The 20,240-nt window shown below is 43.7% G+C and carries 16 protein-coding genes; 12 read left to right on the top strand and 4 right to left on the bottom strand.

Annotation, left to right across the window (positions count from 1 at the left end; genetic code table 11):
• The first annotated feature begins 182 nt into the window (after positions 1 to 182).
• Positions 183 to 470 (top strand): hypothetical protein, encoded by a 288-nt coding sequence (locus H70737_RS17075; protein ID WP_042189061.1) that lies wholly within the window; start codon positions 183 to 185, stop codon positions 468 to 470.
• Positions 471 to 681: 211 nt separating this feature from the next.
• On the top strand, positions 682 to 1,926 hold the full coding sequence (locus H70737_RS17070; RefSeq protein WP_042189058.1) for an anaerobic sulfatase maturase: 1,245 nt from the start codon (positions 682 to 684) through the stop codon (positions 1,924 to 1,926).
• Between the two features lie 65 nt (positions 1,927 to 1,991).
• Here the strand turns inward: H70737_RS17070 and H70737_RS17065 are convergent, their stop codons facing one another.
• Positions 1,992 to 3,191, bottom strand: a complete 1,200-nt coding sequence (locus H70737_RS17065; protein ID WP_042189056.1) for an ROK family protein — start codon at positions 3,189 to 3,191, stop codon at positions 1,992 to 1,994.
• Positions 3,192 to 3,376: 185 nt separating this feature from the next.
• Here H70737_RS17065 and H70737_RS17060 point away from each other — a divergent pair, with 185 nt between their 5' ends.
• The 5 genes from H70737_RS17060 to H70737_RS17040 all read left to right on the top strand — a co-directional run bounded on the left by H70737_RS17060 (position 3,377) and on the right by H70737_RS17040 (position 7,975).
• The gene (locus tag H70737_RS17060; protein ID WP_231573287.1) at positions 3,377 to 4,039 is read left to right on the top strand and encodes a chromate transporter; all 663 of its coding nucleotides are present in this window, start codon (positions 3,377 to 3,379) and stop codon (positions 4,037 to 4,039) included.
• Between the two features lie 11 nt (positions 4,040 to 4,050).
• Positions 4,051 to 4,584, top strand: a complete 534-nt coding sequence (locus H70737_RS17055) for a chromate transporter (protein ID WP_042189052.1) — start codon at positions 4,051 to 4,053, stop codon at positions 4,582 to 4,584.
• Positions 4,585 to 4,620: 36 nt separating this feature from the next.
• Complete coding sequence (locus H70737_RS17050; protein WP_042189050.1) at positions 4,621 to 5,598, top strand: formylglycine-generating enzyme family protein; 978 nt, start codon at positions 4,621 to 4,623, stop codon at positions 5,596 to 5,598.
• Positions 5,599 to 5,637: 39 nt separating this feature from the next.
• Positions 5,638 to 6,471: a helix-turn-helix domain-containing protein gene (locus H70737_RS17045; protein WP_042189048.1), complete on the top strand. Its 834-nt coding sequence runs from the start codon at positions 5,638 to 5,640 to the stop codon at positions 6,469 to 6,471.
• Positions 6,472 to 6,577: 106 nt separating this feature from the next.
• Entirely contained in the window at positions 6,578 to 7,975 is a 1,398-nt protein-coding gene (locus tag H70737_RS17040; protein ID WP_042189045.1) for a sulfatase family protein, read from the top strand.
• A gap of 71 nt (positions 7,976 to 8,046) precedes the next feature.
• Here H70737_RS17040 and H70737_RS17035 read toward each other — a convergent pair whose 3' ends face one another.
• Together H70737_RS17035 and H70737_RS17030 are read right to left on the bottom strand one after the other, a co-directional pair.
• Entirely contained in the window at positions 8,047 to 9,825 is a 1,779-nt protein-coding gene (locus tag H70737_RS17035; RefSeq protein ID WP_042189043.1) for a cache domain-containing sensor histidine kinase, read from the bottom strand.
• Positions 9,812 to 11,251, bottom strand: a complete 1,440-nt coding sequence (locus H70737_RS17030; RefSeq protein WP_042189041.1) for a response regulator — start codon at positions 11,249 to 11,251, stop codon at positions 9,812 to 9,814. The genes H70737_RS17035 and H70737_RS17030 overlap by 14 nt, the downstream gene beginning before the upstream one ends.
• 250 nt (positions 11,252 to 11,501) lie before the next feature.
• Here H70737_RS17030 and H70737_RS17025 point away from each other — a divergent pair, with 250 nt between their 5' ends.
• The 5 genes from H70737_RS17025 to H70737_RS17005 all read left to right on the top strand — a co-directional run bounded on the left by H70737_RS17025 (position 11,502) and on the right by H70737_RS17005 (position 18,618).
• Entirely contained in the window at positions 11,502 to 12,470 is a 969-nt protein-coding gene (locus H70737_RS17025) for an ABC transporter permease (RefSeq protein WP_042189039.1), read from the top strand.
• Positions 12,471 to 12,494: 24 nt separating this feature from the next.
• Positions 12,495 to 13,394, top strand: coding sequence for a carbohydrate ABC transporter permease (locus tag H70737_RS17020; protein ID WP_052404326.1), 900 nt, complete (start codon positions 12,495 to 12,497; stop codon positions 13,392 to 13,394).
• A 57-nt stretch (positions 13,395 to 13,451) separates the two neighbouring features.
• A complete protein-coding gene (locus tag H70737_RS17015; RefSeq protein WP_042189036.1) occupies positions 13,452 to 15,083 on the top strand; it encodes an extracellular solute-binding protein in 1,632 nt (543 codons plus the stop codon).
• Between the two features lie 124 nt (positions 15,084 to 15,207).
• Positions 15,208 to 17,103, top strand: a complete 1,896-nt coding sequence (locus H70737_RS17010; RefSeq protein ID WP_042189034.1) for a beta-N-acetylhexosaminidase — start codon at positions 15,208 to 15,210, stop codon at positions 17,101 to 17,103.
• Positions 17,104 to 17,118: 15 nt separating this feature from the next.
• Positions 17,119 to 18,618, top strand: coding sequence for an arylsulfatase (locus H70737_RS17005; protein WP_042189032.1), 1,500 nt, complete (start codon positions 17,119 to 17,121; stop codon positions 18,616 to 18,618).
• Between the two features lie 81 nt (positions 18,619 to 18,699).
• On the opposite strand, the gene H70737_RS17000 is transcribed toward H70737_RS17005, so the two are convergent.
• Positions 18,700 to 20,154, bottom strand: a complete 1,455-nt coding sequence (locus H70737_RS17000; RefSeq protein WP_042189030.1) for a sulfatase family protein — start codon at positions 20,152 to 20,154, stop codon at positions 18,700 to 18,702.
• Between the last annotated feature and the right edge of the window lie 86 nt (positions 20,155 to 20,240).

The following is a 20,240-nucleotide window of genomic DNA, read 5'->3' as shown; positions in this document are numbered from 1 at the left end:
TAAGGGAGGTTTTTTGTTGTATTTTAAGTATAGAGGCGGATCATTTGCATATTAAGTGAAATTTGAAAGGTGAAATAGCGAAAATTATGGTAAGCTTAGGATTCGTGTGATTTATGGATTAACATGATATTCTACAACTATAACAGAAAATTAGGAGTGGTAATTTGAGAAGACAAAAACCAATGACCATGGAAGAATTGATGAATGAGTTACAAGGACAGAAAACGTATCAAGAAGATCCCAATCACATCTCTTTCGAGAAATTGTTTAATGAAGCGTTTATGAGTAAGTATTCCAATTACAAAAGTTTCGATGAGTTTGTAACGAAAGGAAACTTTCAAGTAAAGACAGAAGAAGATGTTGCTGACATACCTGATGAACTTTTTGATCGTCATGTAGTTAGAGAGACTAAATTTGCGGATTGGAAATCAATGTTGGAAACAGCGAATAAGGAATACGTCCGTAATTAAAGAAACAGTGTCTGTTAATACTTAATTTATATTCAAAGAAAATACACTCCCCATTGTCTCGACAGACAATGAGGAGTGTATTTTTTTATCTCTATATATTCGACAAACTATGATGTTTTACTCATCGTTGATGTACATACCTATGATTTAATTGAAGAAATAGGAAATAGGTTTCCTAAAGGTTGTATTTATATAGGAGGGGCAGAATTGTATGACAACTTGCATACAGACCTCAAGGCCTGAGACTCTTCATGTCATGTGGAAAACCGTCTCAGAGGATTGCAATTTAACCTGTGATTATTGCTATTACAGCACAGCAGGGGGATATCCTCACCAACCGATCCGAGTGATGGATACGGATCTTCTGGAGCGGTTTATCGCTCAGTACATGAAAAGATCATCTGGTATAGCGACGTTCTCTTGGCAGGGAGGGGAGCCGCTATTAGCCGGACTTCCATATTTTGAACGCGTGATTTCACTCCAAGCTAAGTATGCTCCACCTCATACGATGATCAGTAATGCGCTGCAGACCAACGGAACGCTAATTCATGAGAATTGGGCGAAATTTTTTAAACGGTACAACTTTTTGGTTGGGATTAGTGTGGACGGTCCTGAGACCATTCATGATGCACATCGTATAACGGGTTCGGGGAAAGGTAGTTATGATCTAGTTATGCGTGGGATTCGCCATCTACAGAATGAAGGTGTGGAATATAGTACTCTGACGGTGATTCATGAAGATAATGTGATGAAACCAGACGAATTGATGGCATTCTACCAGGAACAACAATTTCCTTATATTCAGTTTATCCCTTGCATGGATTTTGTCTCACAAAAGAGTGATATGCCTGGCCGCTTTCGAATTACACCTGAACAATACGGAGCGTTTTTATGCCGTACATTTGATCTGTGGTACAACGAGGGGTATCCGGAGCTTCCCATTCGTATTTTTGAGAATATGCTTCTAGTATTCATGCATCGTGAGGCGGAGTTATGCGTCCACAACTCATGCTGCCCGAAGATGATGGTGCTTGAAACGAACGGGGATGCCTATCCTTGCGATTTCTTTATTGATGAAGAGCACAGGTTAGGAAATATTGGCCATACCGACCTTGAAGCATTGCTTACCAGCCCCATATATGATGACTTTTTGTTAATGAAACCCAATATGAATGAATCATGCTATAAGTGTGAGTATCTTAGCTTTTGTAATGGGGGATGCCCGCGCAACCGGAATTGGCTTGATGTTCATGATCGTACTGAGGTTGATTATTTCTGCCATAGCTATAAAATGTTCTACTCATATGCCTATGAACGGATGATACTGCTAGCAAACCGACTTAAATCGGAGCAGATGCTGGAGTTCAGGAAAAGTGCCAAACCACTTCCAGGTAGAAATGATCCATGTCTCTGCGGAAGCGGGAAAAAATTTAAGAGTTGCTGTCAACCACTATAGCTCAAATTAAAAAAAGGCTGTCTTAACAATCATGCAAATGGTTTTGGGACAACCTTTTTATTATATTAAAGAACCATTTGATTTCTCACCATAATAGCCGCACCAGTCACCACAGCTTCTTCTTTTAAAGTACCTAGAGTGAAGTGAGGTTGGTATTCAGGATAACGGTAAGTGTTACGCTGTGCCACTTCAACCGCCGTTTGGAAGAACAACTCGTGAGAGTGGATGAGCGCACCACCTAAAATGATAGTCTCAGGATGTAACAGGTTGATAACGTTGGCGAGGCCAATCCCGAAGTGAATGGCGGCTTGAGTAAATAATTCACGTGCGTGTGGATTACCATCTCTAAAGGCTTGCACGAGTACATCATAAGTTAGCTTCTCAGGCGAGACTTTATATCTTTGGAGGATCAGGTCGTTGTCATTTTTTGCCTCTGAGCGTGCACTTTGTTCTAGCGCCTGCACAGATACGAATGCTTCCAGAGCACCGTAGTTCCCATCATTATTTAATCGGGGTCCATCTGTCTGGATGATCATTTGACCAATGGCATCTTCCATATCCATCGTCCCATGAACAATACTTCCATGCGACATCATCGCATAGCGGATCCCTGCTCCAGCATGTACATAGAGCATATGTTGAATGTTAGCGTGACGGATGGACCAGCGTTCCCCAAGCAGTGCGGAATTTGCTCCGTTGTCCAACCAAGCTTTGAAGCCTGTCCGTTCCTCCACCAGAGTGCAAATCGGGAGATTGTTCCAGCCTGAAGCAGGGAAATGTAGCGGCTTTAAGATTAAACCATTTTCCCGGTCAAGCGGTCCCACGGCTCCTATTCCTATCCCAATAATTTGACTGTCCTTCAGCTGATGGTCTCTAAGGAAGGCGCGTATTTGATTACTTATGTGATCCATAAATCTTTCAGGTGTGAATGCCTGATCCATTCGCCAGTGAACAATTGATTTTGGGTTCATTTGCATATCAAATAAACCAAGGGAAGAATACAGCCTGGAAATCTCTAAACCGATGATGTAGCCGTAGGAAGGATTGATCTGGTATAAAATAGGTCTTCTGCCTCCGCTTGATTCCCCGAATCCGCATTCTATCAGCAAGCCTTCTTCCGTCATTTCATCTAATATTCGGGTCATTGTGCTTTTGGTAAGTGAAAATGTTTGTAGAAGATCTAACTTGGAAACTGTGCCTTGTTCGGCGATTCGGTCGTATAGGAGTTTCTTTGGGGATGGAATGTGTGTCGAGCGCTTTTCCACGATATACCTCCAAGCTATGTATAGGATGAACTAGAAAGATCGTTTTTTATAAAGTTTGTATTTATTATCATTAATATAGTATAACGCATAAACCATAGATTGTATTTTACCGTTCAAAAACTTAATTCCATTTTGGGAAAAAGTGATATAATGAAATTACGACAGAAAATATAAGGGTGGAATCCATGAGAACAACTATGAAAACAAATGCGACGACGAATACAGACCTAAGGATAAGTCTATTGTTCCAGTTGTTTTGGGTATTTGTTCGAATCGGTCCCGTAACTTTCGGGGGAGGTTATGCGATGATCCCTATGATCGAACGGGAAATTTCCACTAAACGGAAATGGCTGGCTGAAGAGGAGATGGATGAAATTCTATCTTTAGCTGGCGCAGCACCAGGTGGGGTAGGTGTAAATGCGGCGGCATTCATTGGTTATCGTCTTGCTGGAGTGAAGGGTGCGATTGCTGCAATCGCTGGGATTACGATTCCAACCTTTATCATTGTTTGTTTGCTTAGCGCCGTTTACTCACAACTGGCCGACCAACCAAAAGTTATTGCCGCCATGAAGGGGATTCATGGTGCTGTTATTGCCTTGATCCTAGTAGCAGCATATCGAATGGCTAAGAACGCTATTTTTGACAAGACTACGGCTGTTACGGCGTTGGTTATACCGATTGTTTTATTAGTTTCTGGAATCAATCCCATATACGTGATCGCAGTTGGATTGATTATCGGTTTTGTATATATGCCAATCAAACAGCTCTTAGGGCTCCAAGTTCGGACAGAGAAGGATTCCTTGAAAGCTTCTGATGAAGAATCGAATTATCCAGAGTATTACATCTAGGGGGAAGCAATGTGATTTGGAATTTATTTCTTATCTTTATAAAAATTGGACTGCTCTCCTTTGGAGGAGGGTACGCAATCATTCCGATGATTCAGCATGAAGCTATGGCTGGTGGTTGGTTATCTGAAAGGGAATTTCAAGAGGTAGTTTCCATCGCAGGGATGTCACCGGGCCCTGTTGCAACGAACAGTGCAACCTTGATTGGATATCGTGTAGCTGGAATTGAAGGAGCGATTGTGTCGACATTAGGTATGGTTCTGCCTTCATTAATGATCATCATTGTTATTTCCATCTTTTTTTATCGGGTGAGGGACAGTCAATGGATTAAAACGTTATTTTATGGGTTGCGACCAGTGATTACAGGCTTGATTGCCTATGCTGCGATTCGGTTTGGATTAAATAGCATGGAACACGCTTTCATTAGTTGGCAGACCATTGGCACATTGATCATTGTATTCGCTGCACTTTATGGTTTAATAAAATATAAGCTGCATCCGCTCACCATTATCGTTGCCTCTGGCATTCTTGGTGTAGCCTTTTTTTAGACAGAGCCGGGACAATCCCAGATTGGAGGTAAGTACATGTCAGAGAATATACGGGCTTGCTGTTCAGCTAGTCGAAATCAAGTCGAGAAACAAGGTTCCATCGATGTTTGTAAGGAGAACACAACTCTCCAAAGATCAGAAGGGGATAAAGATTTCTCGGGCATGATCCTTATTCCTGGAGGCACTTTTCTTATGGGGACGGATGACAAAGAAGGGTTTCCCGCAGACGGAGAAGGGCCTGCTAGGAATGTTACCTTATCTCCCTTTTTGATTGATGCAACGGCAGTTACGAATAAGCAGTTTGCTGCTTTTATCAAGGAAACAAACTACGTTACAGATGCGGAGCGTTTCGGTTGGTCTTATGTGTTTCATTCTTTTGTTTCCATGGAGACAGGGAAAAAGTTGACCCAAGTAGCTACTCAAACTCCCTGGTGGTGGGTGGTAGAGGGAGCAAATTGGTGTCATCCGGAAGGTCAGGATTCTCAAATAGACGAACGCCTTGATCATCCGGTGATCCACATATCATGGCATGATGCTGATGCATATTGCAGCTGGGCCGGCAAACGTCTGCCTACGGAAGCGGAGTGGGAGTATGCCGCACGAGGAGGTCTGGTTCAGAAACGGTATCCTTGGGGAGACGAATTAAAACCAGGCGGAGAGCATCGCTGCAATATTTGGCAGGGAAAGTTTCCCGATAAAAATCATGCCAGCGATGGTTTTGCAGGTACCGCACCTGTAAGGTCCTATCTGCCTAACGGCTATGGTCTTTATAATATGTCAGGAAACGTGTGGGAATGGTGCGAGGATTGGTTTACTAAGGACTATCATATATCTTCCGAATCCGTGAATCCGAGAGGCCCGGTAAGTGGTGTAGCAAGGTCGATGCGCGGAGGATCGTATTTGTGCCATAAATCTTATTGTAACCGTTATCGGGTGGCGGCCAGGAGCAAAAATACACCAGACAGCTCTGCAGGAAATATTGGCTTTCGATGTGCGGCTGATTATACCGGTTGAGAATACATAAAGACTACTACATTAGAAGGAGGAACTTCTTTGTCCTCTATCATTCATAGTCAGTTTGATATCACCGTGCTGGACGTCATAAAAATTCAATATCAGAAGCGGGTCTTATTCGATTACGTCCAGTCTTGTTATACCGTCTCTTATATCCAAAAAGGTGAGGTATTGACGACATCCTCCGAGGGAGAATATGTTGCTTCTGCCGGAGACGTGATGATCCACCGTCCTAACGAGCCTTTTAATGTGATCTCCAAAATGGAAGGCGTACATTATCTGTTTAATATTAACGCAAAGGTGCGAGACGGAGATGACTTCTTCAAGTTATTCCCGCTAGGCAAGGTGATTCGGATTCGGGATCAAAGCGAATATGAGCGAAGGTTTGACGAGCTGCGAAGCCTGTGGTTGCAGGAGGAGGATGATTTCAGAAATGTTCAGGTCGGTTCATTGGCATTTCTCCTCCTTTATGAAATTATGGAGAGCACCAAGCTTGGCGGGCGCCGCTCATCACGAGATCCCTATGTCACGGACCGCTTTAACGAGGCGTTGCAATATATGGAGGAGAGACTTGATCAGGAGATTAGTAGAGAGGAGCTTTCCAAGCTCTATCATATGAATCCTGTTTATTTTAGCCGGGCGTTTCAGAAAATATATAAATTGACACCTATGCAAATGCTACGAAAATTGCGGCTGCAGCAAGCTAAACAAATGTTGGAGTATACGGATTATACCATCGAGCATATCTCCCAGAGCTGTGGTTATTATGATGCTTCACATTTCAGTAAGGTATTTCGTGGCGAATACGGCAGGGGTCCGGCAGAGTACCGAAAAAGTATCGAATATACAAAAACAAACATCGCTACTCCATAGCGGAGCTTTCCATATTCATTTACTCTATAAGCATGAGCAGATCATTCTGAACTGCCCGAATCGATGCGTAACCATTTCGATTAAAAGGAAAGGCAGGGTATAACTCATGAGAATCTTGTATTTGGATTTGGATTCGCTTCGCCCGGACCATCTGGGATGTTATGGCTATCATCGGAATACCTCCCCGAATATCGATTCAATCGCTAAAGAAGGTGTCACCTTTACCAACTACTATTGTTCAGATGCGCCGTGTCTACCGTCCCGTTCTGCTTTAATGTCGGGACGATTTGGCATTCATAATGGGATTGTAGGACATGGCGGGACCGCTGCTGATATGCGTAGAGAAGGGGCGCAACGCGAATTTAATGACCGGCTGGGAATGGAGAGTCTTCCCGCTATATTAAGGCAAGCGGCCATGAAAACCGCGTCGATTAGCACCTTCGCCGAACGGCACTCGGCCTGGACCTTTAATGCCGGTTTTCAAGAAGTGTTCAATGTTGGTGGAAGGGGGCATGAGACGGCAGAGCAGGTGCTTCCTGTGGCACTTAAATGGCTTGAGGATAATGGGGAGTCCGAAAATTGGTTTCTGCACCTGAATTTCTGGGATCCTCATACGCCTTATCGTACACCCGAGAGCTACGGTAATCCGTTCGAGAAGGAGCTTTTACCCGATTGGATCACGGAAGACGTGTTTGAGCTTCACCGGAGTAAAAAGGGACAGCATAGTATTGAAGATATGAATGCACTCGCGAAATCGCATTATCATCAGCATTTTAGGCATCAGCAGGAGATAGAGAATCGTGATGACCTGCGAGTTATCTTTGACAACTATGATGCTGGAGTTAAGTATCTGGACGAGCATCTCGGGAAAGTATTTTCTAAGCTCAGAGAACTTGGCGTGATGGAAGATACGGCTATCTTGATCTCAGCGGATCACGGAGAGAGCCTGGGCGAGCTAGGGATTTACTCCGAGCATGGCACGGCAGACGAGGCGACTTGCCGTCTTCCGATGATTATTCGCTGGCCAGGCGGCAAGAAGGGAATAGTGGAGGATGGGCTACATTATCACCTTGATCTCGGACCGACATTAGCAAGCCTTCTGAATTTGAAAGGGGCTCCTTCTTGGGATGGTGAAAGTTATGCTGATACCATTCTAGAGGGACATTTAGGAGGGCGTGAGTATCTCGTAATCTCACAATGCGCGCATGTGTGTCAACGCAGCATCCGATTTGAGGAATGGTTATATATACGCACCTATCATGACGGACACCATGGATTTCCGAAAGAAATGTTGTTTGATATGAAGCATGATCCTTACGAACAACATAATCTCGCCGAAGTGCGTAAAGACATTTGTATGAAGGCTGTCTATCTGTTGAATGAATGGCATGACAACATGATGAGCTCCATGGACTGTGATATCGATCCATTATGGACGGTACTTATGGAAGGTGGACCCTATCATGCGAAAGAGTATGCGAGCTCATCCTCAAAGGATGCTTAGCGTTGTCCCTTTGAATGAGGAAAGAAAGACAACTGAGAAGGCGGCTGCCCCTGAAAGGGCAACCTCCTTTTTTATTCTCTGGCTTCTTGCTGATCAATTAAAGCCCCGGGAAGCCTCAAAACGGTTTTCGTCCCGCTACCTTCCTTACTGTACAGCAGAACGCCGCAGGGATCACCGTACTTAAGATTTAGACGGTTGTTGACGTTTAGGAGCCCGATATGATCACCGGATTCTATGTTCTTACCAGCCAGCAGCTCGGTTAGCTGTTCCAGTCTCGCAGCAACGATGCCTACACCATTATCTTCTACAGCGATTTCAAGCAGTCCCGCTTCGCTTTTCTCTACTGTGATCAGCAAGACTCCCTGACCTTGAGCCTCAAGTCCATGACCAAGCGCATTTTCGACAATAGGTTGAAGGATCATTTTAGGTACGGGAATGTGTAACCATTCCTGTGGACAAAACAGCTTGTAACTGAATTTGTCAGGGAAACGGCCTTGGTAAATCCTCACACAAGATTCTGCGATTTTCAGCTCTTCCCCAAGAGTTACCTCCTCCTTGCCTTTGATGCTGTACTTGAGCATTGTGCTTAAGGCGGTAGTCATTTCGTAGATTTCCCGATTTCCTTTTACGATCGCAACGCCTTTGATTGTATCTAAAGTATTGCTTAAGAAATGGGGATTAATTTGACTTTGCAAATACGAGTATTCGGCACGTTGCTTTTCCAGATCTGTCTGGTAAAGCTGGGTGTTTGCATCGATTAATTGGTCCGTCAAATCGTGAATCCGCGTTGTCATATCATTGAACTGTCGAGAGATGATTTCAATTTCAGCATAGCCTTTTAAATCGACCTTGTTGTTCAATATTCCTAGACTTCCGCCTTTTAATTGATTCATATAGCGCATAAGCCTAGACAACGGTCTTAAGAGATTCATCATGAGTACAGAGTAGGGAATAGAGACGACCAATAAGATTAATGCTAGAAGAGCATAGCTGACCTTCTTTAATTTCTCCAGTTCTTTCATTAAATTATGGACAGGAACAGCGGTTATAATTTTTCCAGAGATCTCCGGTAAGATAAAGGACTGAATTGCATATTTCTTTCCGTTAACTGTTTCGACGATTGACTCTCCATCCCTTCCAGTTGCCCGAGTTTGAAACTGCTGGAGCATGTCCTCCGGCTCATCACTATTTGAGTAGATCAGCCCTTTATCATCCATCATAAAAAAGCTGGTTCCGACTAATCGAGGGTACTCTGAAATTTCAGTTTGAATAGCCTTCATATCCACAATAACTGCGATGTAGCCAATTTTTTCGCCATATAGGGACGTGTCACCTGAAGCAAAGATGTTCATCCCGAACAGTAATTTTCTCTTGTCGATGACCTTGTCTGGAGGACTGTATCCGCGATAATGAACGATTCCATCATCCCCAGCAGTCTTCATAAGATCGACGGCATATTTGGTTCTTCCCGCTAAGGAAATACGTGTGTTAGAGCTGCCGATAACAATAATATCTAAAATGTCCGTATTCATATTTCGCGCGATACTCAATAGTCCCTCTACCTTTTGGGATAGGTCGTAGCCTCGAAGCTTATCATTCTCGACTAGGAACTTTTGGACAGTCGAATCGTATCCTACATTCATCATCATGGAAGAAACGTTGGCATAGTTGTTAGAAATCCGTTGCTTGAGAAGGGAGACCAGCTCCGTATTGTATTGCGTATTTTGATTAATGATGGTCTCGCTTGATAGTTGGTAGACTCGTGAAACGATGATTGGGATAATGGCAACAATAAATAAACCAAATAACAGAACCTGAGTACGGATGGATAATCTCTTAAATGTCTTCATTGCTTTGTTCCCTATATTGCGTAGGTGTCATTTTGAGATGCCGTTTAAAAATTCGTGTGAAGTAGAAATAATCCTGAAAACCGCATTTCTCACCGATTTGGTAAATGGAAAGGTCGGTCTCGACCAGCATTTTACAAGCGTATTCAATTCTTAATCGACTGATATGTTCGATGATGGTCTCGCCGACTTCTTTCTTGAATAATTGGCATAAGTAATTTGGACTTAAGAAAAACTGATTGGCTAAATGTTGAATCGAGATTTCTTGATTGAAGTGGTTGCGGATGTACAACATGATTTCTTTGACTTTGTGGTTTGAAATTCGTGAAATATCAGTTTCGTTTCTGTTCATAAAAATATCAAGCGTCATAAGAATCAAATCATCGATCATAGCTTCAGCCGTACCGTATCGATAATAGAGCTGTTCATATCCTTCAAAAAAACGGCCGTTAACCCGAGTCCCTTCCCGAGGAAATAAGTAGAGGATCGATGTGTAGAGCAAATAGGCTTCTTTAATGGTGAACGTTCCCTCTTTGAATAATTTCTTTATCGATTCCATGGCTGCTATAAAACCGAGCCGGTCTTTATTATGAAGAATCCGGGAGATCTCTTTGAGCTTCTCGTCGATCGGTATTTCCTGTTGTGGATTCACCTGATAACATCCAGGCATCCCCGTTGCGAACATACTGAAAGCAGCATGAGAAGCGGATTCTAAAGCCGCATCCAGTTGATGTATATCCGAAATAGGAGGACCGATCCCGACCCCGCATTCTTGTACAACCTCTGTATGTTCAAGACCCCGAAGGAAGACTTCGTATTGGCACTCTTCCAATAAGTAACCATAACGTCGGCGGCTCATCGGGAAGACCAAGGAAGAGAATTGCCCGACATCTGCGGGCGAACTTAACCCTTGGATAACAATGGGGATATGAGGGCGATCTTCCGACAAGGGGATTCGCTTCTCGTCCAACCATAAGCTAATTCGTTCAAGATCTCCGGAACAAACCGCTTCATATAGTTCGAAGTCATGGACAGGGATTTCTTTAACCACCTTCGATTCGTGTTGCTGGGCTATTCGGTTAAGCATTCCTTCGATTTCTTCGATTTCAAAAGGTTTCAGGCAGTATCCGAACGTACCATAATTCATCGCTTTTTGTGCATAAGCGAACTCTGCATGTCCGCTGAGTACGATGAAAATTGTATCAGGTGCGATGGCTTTACCACGTTGAATGAGCTCTAGCCCATTCATTACAGGCATTTTAATATCTGTTAGAACAAGGGTGGGGCGAAGCGATTGAATTAATTGCAGGGCTTCTTGCCCGTTTTCGGCATCGTCGATCACTTCAAAGCCGTATTTCTTCCAATTTACTCCTGCTTTAATTCCCTCTACAATCCACTTCTCATCATCTGCAATAATCACTGAACGCATAAGTGAATCCCCCTTTCTATATGGAGCTCTTAGATTTATCCTAGCGATTGTGGATCAAGGGGGGTATGGACTATCTTACGCTCACTATGTCCGATATTACGTGTCACAGGAAGGTCACCCACAAAGGTGTGAAAAATCCACATGACCGGAGTTGTATCCTCTATACAAGATAATTTACACTCCCGATATAATTTACCATATAAATCGCTTACAAGCATAAACAATCTCATACAGAAAGGTGGGGAGAAGATTGGCTGATTCTGTAACCGCTCGTACGCCTAAGCGAAGCTTAAAGACTCGTGCTCCTAAGCAAAGCTTAGGGAAAAGGATTTTACAGTACAAGTATTTTTACCTCATGGTTCTACCGGTGTTAATCTGGTACGCCCTCTTCAGCTATGCTCCCATGTACGGTGTAACGTTAGCATTCAAATCATTTGATTACAGTAAGGGGATCCTGGGAAGTCCCTGGATTGGCTTAGAGAATTTTCAAACGCTGTTGACCGACCCCGATTTTCGTAGGGCATTTTGGAATACGGTCATTATCAGCTTAATGAAGCTGATCACTCATTTTCCGATGCCCATTATCCTGGCGATTGTTTTATATGAGTTTTCCAGGACAAAAATGAAGCGGTTTTTTCAGACGATCCTGACGTTCCCGCATTTTATATCGTGGGTTGTACTGTCGGGGATTATCATCAATATTTTAAGCAAGGACGGGATTTATAACCAGATCATCATGTTGTTTGGCGGGGATCCAAATTCTCCGCTTGTAGATGAAAGTGCATTTAGACCCGTTCTGTATATCACACATGTGTGGCGAGAGATCGGTTGGGATTCAATCATTTACTTAGCAGCGCTTGCAGGGATCAATCCTGAGCTGTTTGAAGCGGCGGAAGTGGACGGAGCGAACCGGTTTCGCCGTCTGCTAAACATCGCATGGCCGGGCTTGAAGAGTACCGTCGCAGTTTTGTTAATTCTTCAAGTTGGACAATTATTGACGCAAGGTTCGAGCTTCGAGCAAATATTCAATCTGTATAGTTCACCGGTATATTCGGTTGCCGACACGATCGATACATACATTTATCGGACTTCATTCACGATTGGGGGCGACTTTGGATATATGACCGCCGTGGGTGTCGTCAAGTCCATTATCAGCCTAATCCTTTTATGGGCGGCCAATTCGTTCGCTAAGAAAATGGGTGAGGAAGGACTGTATTAATTTGCAGGAAAAGGGGTGAAGCAAGTGACCGACACAACGGTTAAAAAGAGAAAAAAATGGAGTGTCTTCGATATCGTCGCATTCGTGGTTCTGGGGCTTCTAGCACTAGTAACATTTTTTCCCTTCTATAATGTTCTTATTATCTCAGTTGCAAAGTTCGAAGCGATTAGTAAAAGTGACTTTTATATTTTTCCGCTTTCGTTTGACCTGTCGGCATACAAGCTGTTGCTTCAGGATATGAAGTTTTGGACTTCGATTTTAAATTCTGTCATCGTAACGGCGGTTGGCGTGTTGTTCAGCATGACAATCTCTGTAGCGGGAGCATACGCATTATCCAAGCGGGGCATGCCGGGAAGAAACATAATGCTTAGTTTGATCTTGTTCACTATGTTTTTCAATGGCGGTTTAATTCCCTTTTATCTAGTCGTTAAAGATCTAGGATTCGTAAACAATATACTCGTCATGATCATACCCGCGGGTCTCAATACGTTTTACCTGATCATTATGAAAAACTATTTCAACACGATCCCAGAAAGTCTGGAAGAGTCAGCTAAGCTGGATGGGGCAAATGATCTGTACATCCTTTACAAAATCATTATTCCGATCTCTGCCCCATTCATGGCGACCTTTGCTTTGTTCTATGCCGTGGAAAGATGGAATGAATGGTGGTACGCGTTGATCTTTATCAGTGACGCTTCAAAGGCCCCGCTTCAGATTTATTTACGTGAGACACTCATTACTTCGAATTCCTTGCTAAGTCAAATGGCACAGACGATGGCCGAGCAGGAGCAGACGGGGAAGGTCTACACACCTGCACTTCAAATGGCAGCAATTGTAGTTTCGAGCATTCCGATTATTGTTGTTTATCCGTTCCTGCAGAAGCATTTTAATAAAGGCATTATGGTTGGTTCGATAAAAGGATAAGAAAGATTTTAAATAGATTGATTCTATCCTAAAATAGTATAAAGGGAGGTTTCAAGCATGCTTAGAAAGAAAATGATGACACTGGCATTATGCATAACTTTATTGGCTTCGGTGCTCACGGCTTGCGGTGGAGGCAATAACGACAAAGGGCAGACGGCATCAAACGGTGAAGTATCTCCGGATTCTTCTAATTCCACGGACAACCCTTACAAGGATCCAATGACCATTTCTCTTGGTTTCTGGGACGCGGATGCTGAAATTGCTAACATCGAAAAAGACCCGATCGCCAAACAAGTATTAGAAAAATTCAACATTACATTAAAACCTGTCAATATGACCTGGGATGACTATACCCAGAAGATTCAAATGTGGGCTGCTTCCGGTCAATTGCCTGATATTTTTGCGATCGACGCTGTCGGTACGCAATATCAGCGTAAATGGGTTGAACAAGGTGTTGTCAAAGCACTTCCGGATCTTTCTAAGTATCCTAACCTTGCAAAATACTTCGAATCGCCGGACATTAAAGGTTTAGGTGTAGACGGAAAGTATTATACCGTTCCTCGCCGGATGTTCCCGAGTGTCGATTGGAGCGCACTGGATCGTATGGTGTTCTATCGATGGGATCTTGCTCAAAAAGCTGGAATCACAAAAGAACCCGAGACCTGGGAAGAGTTTGAAGCTATGCTTGATGCAATCGTGAAGTCGGATCCGGAAGGGAAGCATATTACCGGTCTTACGACGACAACTACCAAGATGCTGGGCGGATTCTTCTGGTTGTACGGTAACCCGGTCGCCACGAGTGATGGAAGCGGCAGTGACTTTAAATGGATCAAAGAGGACGGTAAGTTTATACCTGCTGTATTTTCGAAAAAAGCGCTTCCGGCGTTACAAAACATGAAGAATATGTACGAAAAAGGTTTGATCGATCCAGACATCGCGCTTGTAAAGCCTGCAGAGTCTTATGATAATTTCGTAGCAGGTAAAGCAGCTGCTCTTCTAAGCGGTGGCGGTTTTATAAATTTAAATAGCGATATGTATGAAAAACGCTGGAAAACAGCTTATCCGGATAAGGATATCATGGAGAGCGTAAAGGCACTCAAGCCACTTATTGGACCTGATGGTGAACGCTCACATGCTATTTTTAAAACGTACTGGTCGGAAAGTTATTTCAGCAATAAGGTTGACGATAAAAAGATGGATCGCATCATGGCACTCTATGATTATGTGTTGTCTCCTGAAGGCAAGGACCTGTTGACTTATGGCATTGAAGGTGTCGATTACAAGATCGAAAATGGGCAGAAGGTTGTCATTGAAAAGGGTTCATTAAATGAGAAGTATCCAGCTAGTAGATTTCTAAAAAATTTGGTGGCTTATGAAACTTCCGATAGCTATAACATGGATAACCCGACGATCGCTAACGAAGGGATCCGCAAAGAAGCTGTCGATTATATCGATTGGATTCAGAACAATACGAAGGTTCCAGAATATGACATTCGGTTAACGTATTTGTCCACCCCAACAAAGGATAAATTTACTGTGCTGGACCATGATGATCTGCTTAAGATCATGCTTTCCAAAGAACCCGTTGAGAGTTACTGGAATAACATTGTGAACGATTATAAAGCTAAAGGTCTTGATAAAATGATAGAAGAAGTAAATGCGAAGGCCAAAGAACAAGGTATTGAATAATTGATGGATAGAGAAGATCCGGGCTGAAGCAGCCCGGATCTTCCGTTTAATGATTTGAAGAAGAACCAAGAATGTGCGGCGCTACTGATCGCATACTTATAATAAGATTAGGAGGGGAAAGTCTATGATACATAGCATTCACTTGACAGGGTTAACCGAGAAACAGTTAGCAGCTGTTTCAGAAGTAGCGGGAATATTGAGTATTCGAATAGAACGGTCAGGGATTCCAGTAAATTGTAAGAAACAAGGGAAGGGCATTCGAATATCTTACGATGAGATTCAGGCCACTATTGAGTATGAACAGGAACATCAGTTGATCCGGGCACTCAGCCGATTGCTAGAGAATTTACGTCGTGGTGAGAGAGTTGAAATTAATGAAATGCCGGTTTATGAACAGCTAGGTTTCATGGTAGACTGCTCAAGAAATGCTGTTCTTAACCATGAAGGATATAAGGAATTGATTCGGCGCTTAGCGCTTATGGGATATTCAACGGTTCAACTGTATACGGAAGACACCTACGAACTTGAGGGGTATCCTTATTTCGGTTATTTAAGAGGTCGATATACAGGGGAGCAAATTCGGGAGATGGACCAGTATGCAGCGTTATTTGGTATAGAATTAGTTCCTTGTATCCAGACGCTGGCTCATCTGGGCCAAGCATTGAAATGGCAAGCACATGCACCGCTAGTGGATTTCCAAGACATTCTCCTCATTGATGATCCGAGAACTTACGAGTTAATTGATCGAATGTTCGCTTTCATGGCGACCCATGTAAGCAGTCGCCGTATAAATATTGGGATGGACGAAGCGCATATGATGGGACTTGGTAAATATCTAGACAAGCATGGGTATCAAGATCGATCCTCCTTGATGTTAAAACACTTTAGTACTGTTATGGAAATCGCCAGGAAATATGGTTTCCGTACGATGATGTGGAGCGACATGTTTTTCCGTCTGGCCAGTTCCGGAGAATATTACGATGCTGAAAGTCCAATCAGCCCCGATATTGTTAAGCTGATTCCTGAAGATGTTACCTTGATCTATTGGGATTACTATTCGGAAACGCAGGAGAAATACGACGGAATGTTACGCAAACATAAGCAGCTGAATGATCATATTGGATTTGCAGGTGGTGCTTGGAAATGGATGGGCTTCGCTCCAAACAATGAATTCAGCCGCAAAGTCAGTCTGCTGGCTCATGATAGCTGTGTTAAGCATGGAATTCAAGAAGTGCTGATTACCGCATGGGGAGATAATGGTGCTGAAGCTTCTGTCTTCTCGGTTCTTCCTACCCTTCAACTTTGGGCGGAGCTGTGCTACACGGGATGTTTCGTGGAGAGTCATGTCAAAGAAAGATTCAGTAGCTGCGTGAAAGGCCATTATGATGACTTTATGGCACTCGATGCGGCTAACCTGGTTCCAGGTAATTCGGCACCGGGGGGATGTTCCATCAATCCGGCTAAATACTTGCTTTATCAAGATATTTTGTGTGGTTTGTTCGATCGACATGTTATTCCTAGCGTGTATTCGAAGCATTATCAGCAAAGTGCGAAAATGCTTGAACAGGCGATTACTCGGAATTCGCCTTGGCAATCCTTATTCTCTGTACAAGCCAGCTTGTGTCGCTTGCTTGCGATAAAGAGCGAAATCGGGATTTCCATACGTGATGCTTATCATCGAGGGAATGTTGAGGAATTGGCTCATTTTGCCAAGGTGACTTTGCCAGAACTATCAGATTTAGCCGTTCGATTTATGGATGACTATCGGGTGCAATGGGAGCTGGAAAATAAGGTGTTTGGTCTTGATGTTTTTGATCTTCGTATGGGAGGTATGCTTCAGAGGATTAGGACGGCTATTCATCGAATCAATAGTTATGTCGAAGGGAAAGTGGAACAGATAGCTGAATTAGAAGAGGAGCTACTTACGTTCGACGGTCTCGTTGACGATGACGGTCCAAGGGCGATAAGTGCGAATTTGTGGCACACGATCGCAACACCGTCCGTCATCGCAGGAGTATAAGAAGGGAGTGAGGTTATGATTGACACTAATCTGGACCATCAAAATGGCTCAAAGCGGCCCAACCTTATGCTTATCACAGTGGATCAGATGCGTTTTGATTGCCTGAGCATCATGGGACATCCCGTCGTTGAGACACCCAACCTGGATTCTCTTGCATCAAGAGGGATATTATTTGAACATGCTTACTCAGCTACCCCGAGTTGTATTCCCGCGAGGGCTGCTATCATGACAGGAATGGGCCAACGATCACATGGGCGGGTGGGGTATCAGGATAAGGTTGAATGGAATTACGCCCATACGATTGCCGGAGAGCTTGCTCAAGCTGGTTATCATACGCAGTGTGTTGGCAAGATGCATGTGTATCCTGCACGTAATCTATGTGGATTTCATAATGTAGTGCTTCATGATGGATATCTTCACTACAATCGGGACAAGAGCGAAGCCATATATGATGAACACTATGATCAAGTAGATGATTATTTACAGTGGCTGCGAAGACAAACCAATGCCAATTCGGATATCACTGACTTAGGACTTGATTGCAATGCCTCAACGGTTGCCCGCCCCTGGCATTTGCCGGAATCGATGCATCCAACGAATTGGTGCGTAACCGAATCGCTAGACTTCTTACGAAGAAGAGACCCTGGAAAACCATTTTTCCTATGGTCCTCCTTCGTTCGCCCACATTCCCCCTTGGATCCGCCGCAATGTTATCTAGATATGTACATGGATTTGGAAATTCCTGATCCTCCAGTCGGAGATTGGGTGGACGAGAATGCAGCTTTAAACAGTGCTAAGGATCCAACATCTTCGTTCACTCATTTGCCAAAGCGCAGATTGGATCGTGCCCGTGCCGCATATTATGCACTAATAACGCATCTTGACGACCAAATTGGGAGGTTGATCAATGGGCTGCAGGAATATGGAGTTTTAAATGAAACTTTGATTCTATTTACTTCTGATCATGGTGAAATGATGGGGGATCATCATTACTTCCGCAAATCTCTTCCTTATGAAGGAAGTGCTAAGATTCCTTTCATAGTGTTTGATCCGGGAGAAACGCTTGGACTTCTTGCAGGCTCCCGGCTTGATTCCATTGTAGAGCTTCGCGATATTATGCCGACGTTTCTTGAAGCTGCTGGCGTCCAAATACCAGTTACAGTAGAAGGGCAAAGTGTGTTGCCGCTGTGTAAGGGAGATCAGATAGTGTGGCGGTCTTATATTCATGGGGAGCAAGCCTATGGAGAAAAGTCTCACCACTTTTTAACGGATGGAAGAGAGAAATTCATATGGTATTCTCAGACAGGCGAAGAGCAGTACTTTAACCTAGTGACCGATCCCTTAGAGAAGGTTAATGCAATCGGATATACCGATAATTTAGAGCGTATACGTGAATGGAGAGAGCGTCTTATTCACGAGCTGGAGGGACGAGAGGAAGGGTTTGTAAACAACGGCGAATTGATTGCCGGACGTCCAATTTCTAATATTCTAAAGGCATCCGAATTGGGGAAATGATCTTAACGAAGGACAACCTGAACATTCAGGTTGTCCTTCGTCTGTTACGGAAAGATTAAGGAGTTTAGCATGTGTTTTGATTTACCAGCTACTCCGGCGCTGAGGCAATGGGTCCTGATCTTGAATCATTCGATGGACGAGCAATTCTACCATCGAACTGCGAATTTCACTATAATCGGGATCTTCAAAACGATTGTAGTTTTCATGAGGATCCTCTTTCAGATCATATAATTCACCGTAGGTCTCTCCTGCAAAGATAACTAGCTTATAACGTGTAGTTCGCAAACACTTAGCGTTTATGCCTCGATCATGAGCAATATAAGCGGTTAGGGCAGAATTACGTACATGGGACTCCCTGCCAGCTAGCACTTCCATCTGTGACACGCCTTGAATTCCGTAGGGGAATTTGAGACCTGCGGCTTCAAGCAGTGTGGGGACAATATCAACATGTTCCATCAAAGCAGAGACCCGTTGCCCGGAAGCAATCCCAGGACCACGTACGATCATCGGGATCCGTGTTAACCCTTCATAAAACCACGGTCCCTTGTAAATTAGTCCATGGTCACCGAGCAGTTCTCCATGATCGCTGGTAAAGAGGATGACAACATCATCGTACATTTCTTTTTGACGCCAAGCTTTTATAATACGTCCGATCTGCTCATCAATGAAGGTAATCATCGCATAATAATTTCGAGTGAGCCGTTTCATATGCGCTTCATCAAGAGAATGCTCCTCACCGCCACCAGGCCAATATCCTCCCTGACTCTGACGCAGCAAATGTGGAGGACGAAGATGAACGTCGTCAGCTTCTCTGGTTGGAGACGGAATGTCAATGTCCGCGTACATATCCGTATAAACTTCTGGAGGGTCAAAGGGATGATGCGGATCAACGAAACTGGACCATAAGAATAACGGTTGCTCGGTTTTGTGGGCGAGGATAGCATCGATACTCCGTTCAGCAATCCAGTAAGTCTGATGCAGCTCCGGAGGAATTTCGCTCTCCCACACATCGTGTTGAGCATCGGAGGCTCTGAAACGGTCTTTACTGAATCGTTCTGCTACTTCCGGGTTGCGTTCCTTAAGCCACTCCATATATTCCCCGATACAATTGTCTTCAGTAATATGATGCTCATCAAATCCGTAGTACGTTCCATCGGAAGCTCTTCCGCGATCTCGATAAGCAGGATCTTCATATTCTTGTGAAAAGTCCCCCTTCATTTGTGGACGGAAGTGCATCTTTCCTATACCGATGGTTTTATAATCCGCTGTCTTTAAATGATCGCATAAGGTAAGTTCGTCTTCTCTAAGCGCAGTACCGATGTTCCAAGCACCATGAACATGCGGGTACCTTCCAGTAAAGATGGAGGAGCGTGAGGGCGTGCAAACGGGACTAGCGCAGTAAGCTCCAGTGAAGAGCGTGCCTTCTGAAGCAAGCTTGTCAAGCTCAGGTGTCAGTACGGAAGCGTTCTCGATACCTAGTGCATCCGCACGCATTTGATCTGTGGTAATTAACCAAATATGAGTTCTTTTTGACATCCGAAAAACCTCCTATGAATATAGTTTATAGCATCACAAAAGCCTCTAGCAACCAATGAATTCTCCATATATTTCATTAGAATTGT

Origin of the sequence: Paenibacillus sp. FSL H7-0737, from assembly GCF_000758545.1 — a bacterium.
In the GTDB taxonomy this organism is placed as follows: Bacteria; Bacillota; Bacilli; order Paenibacillales; family Paenibacillaceae; genus Paenibacillus_AQ.
This window is presented reverse-complemented; position numbering and strand designations above follow the sequence as displayed.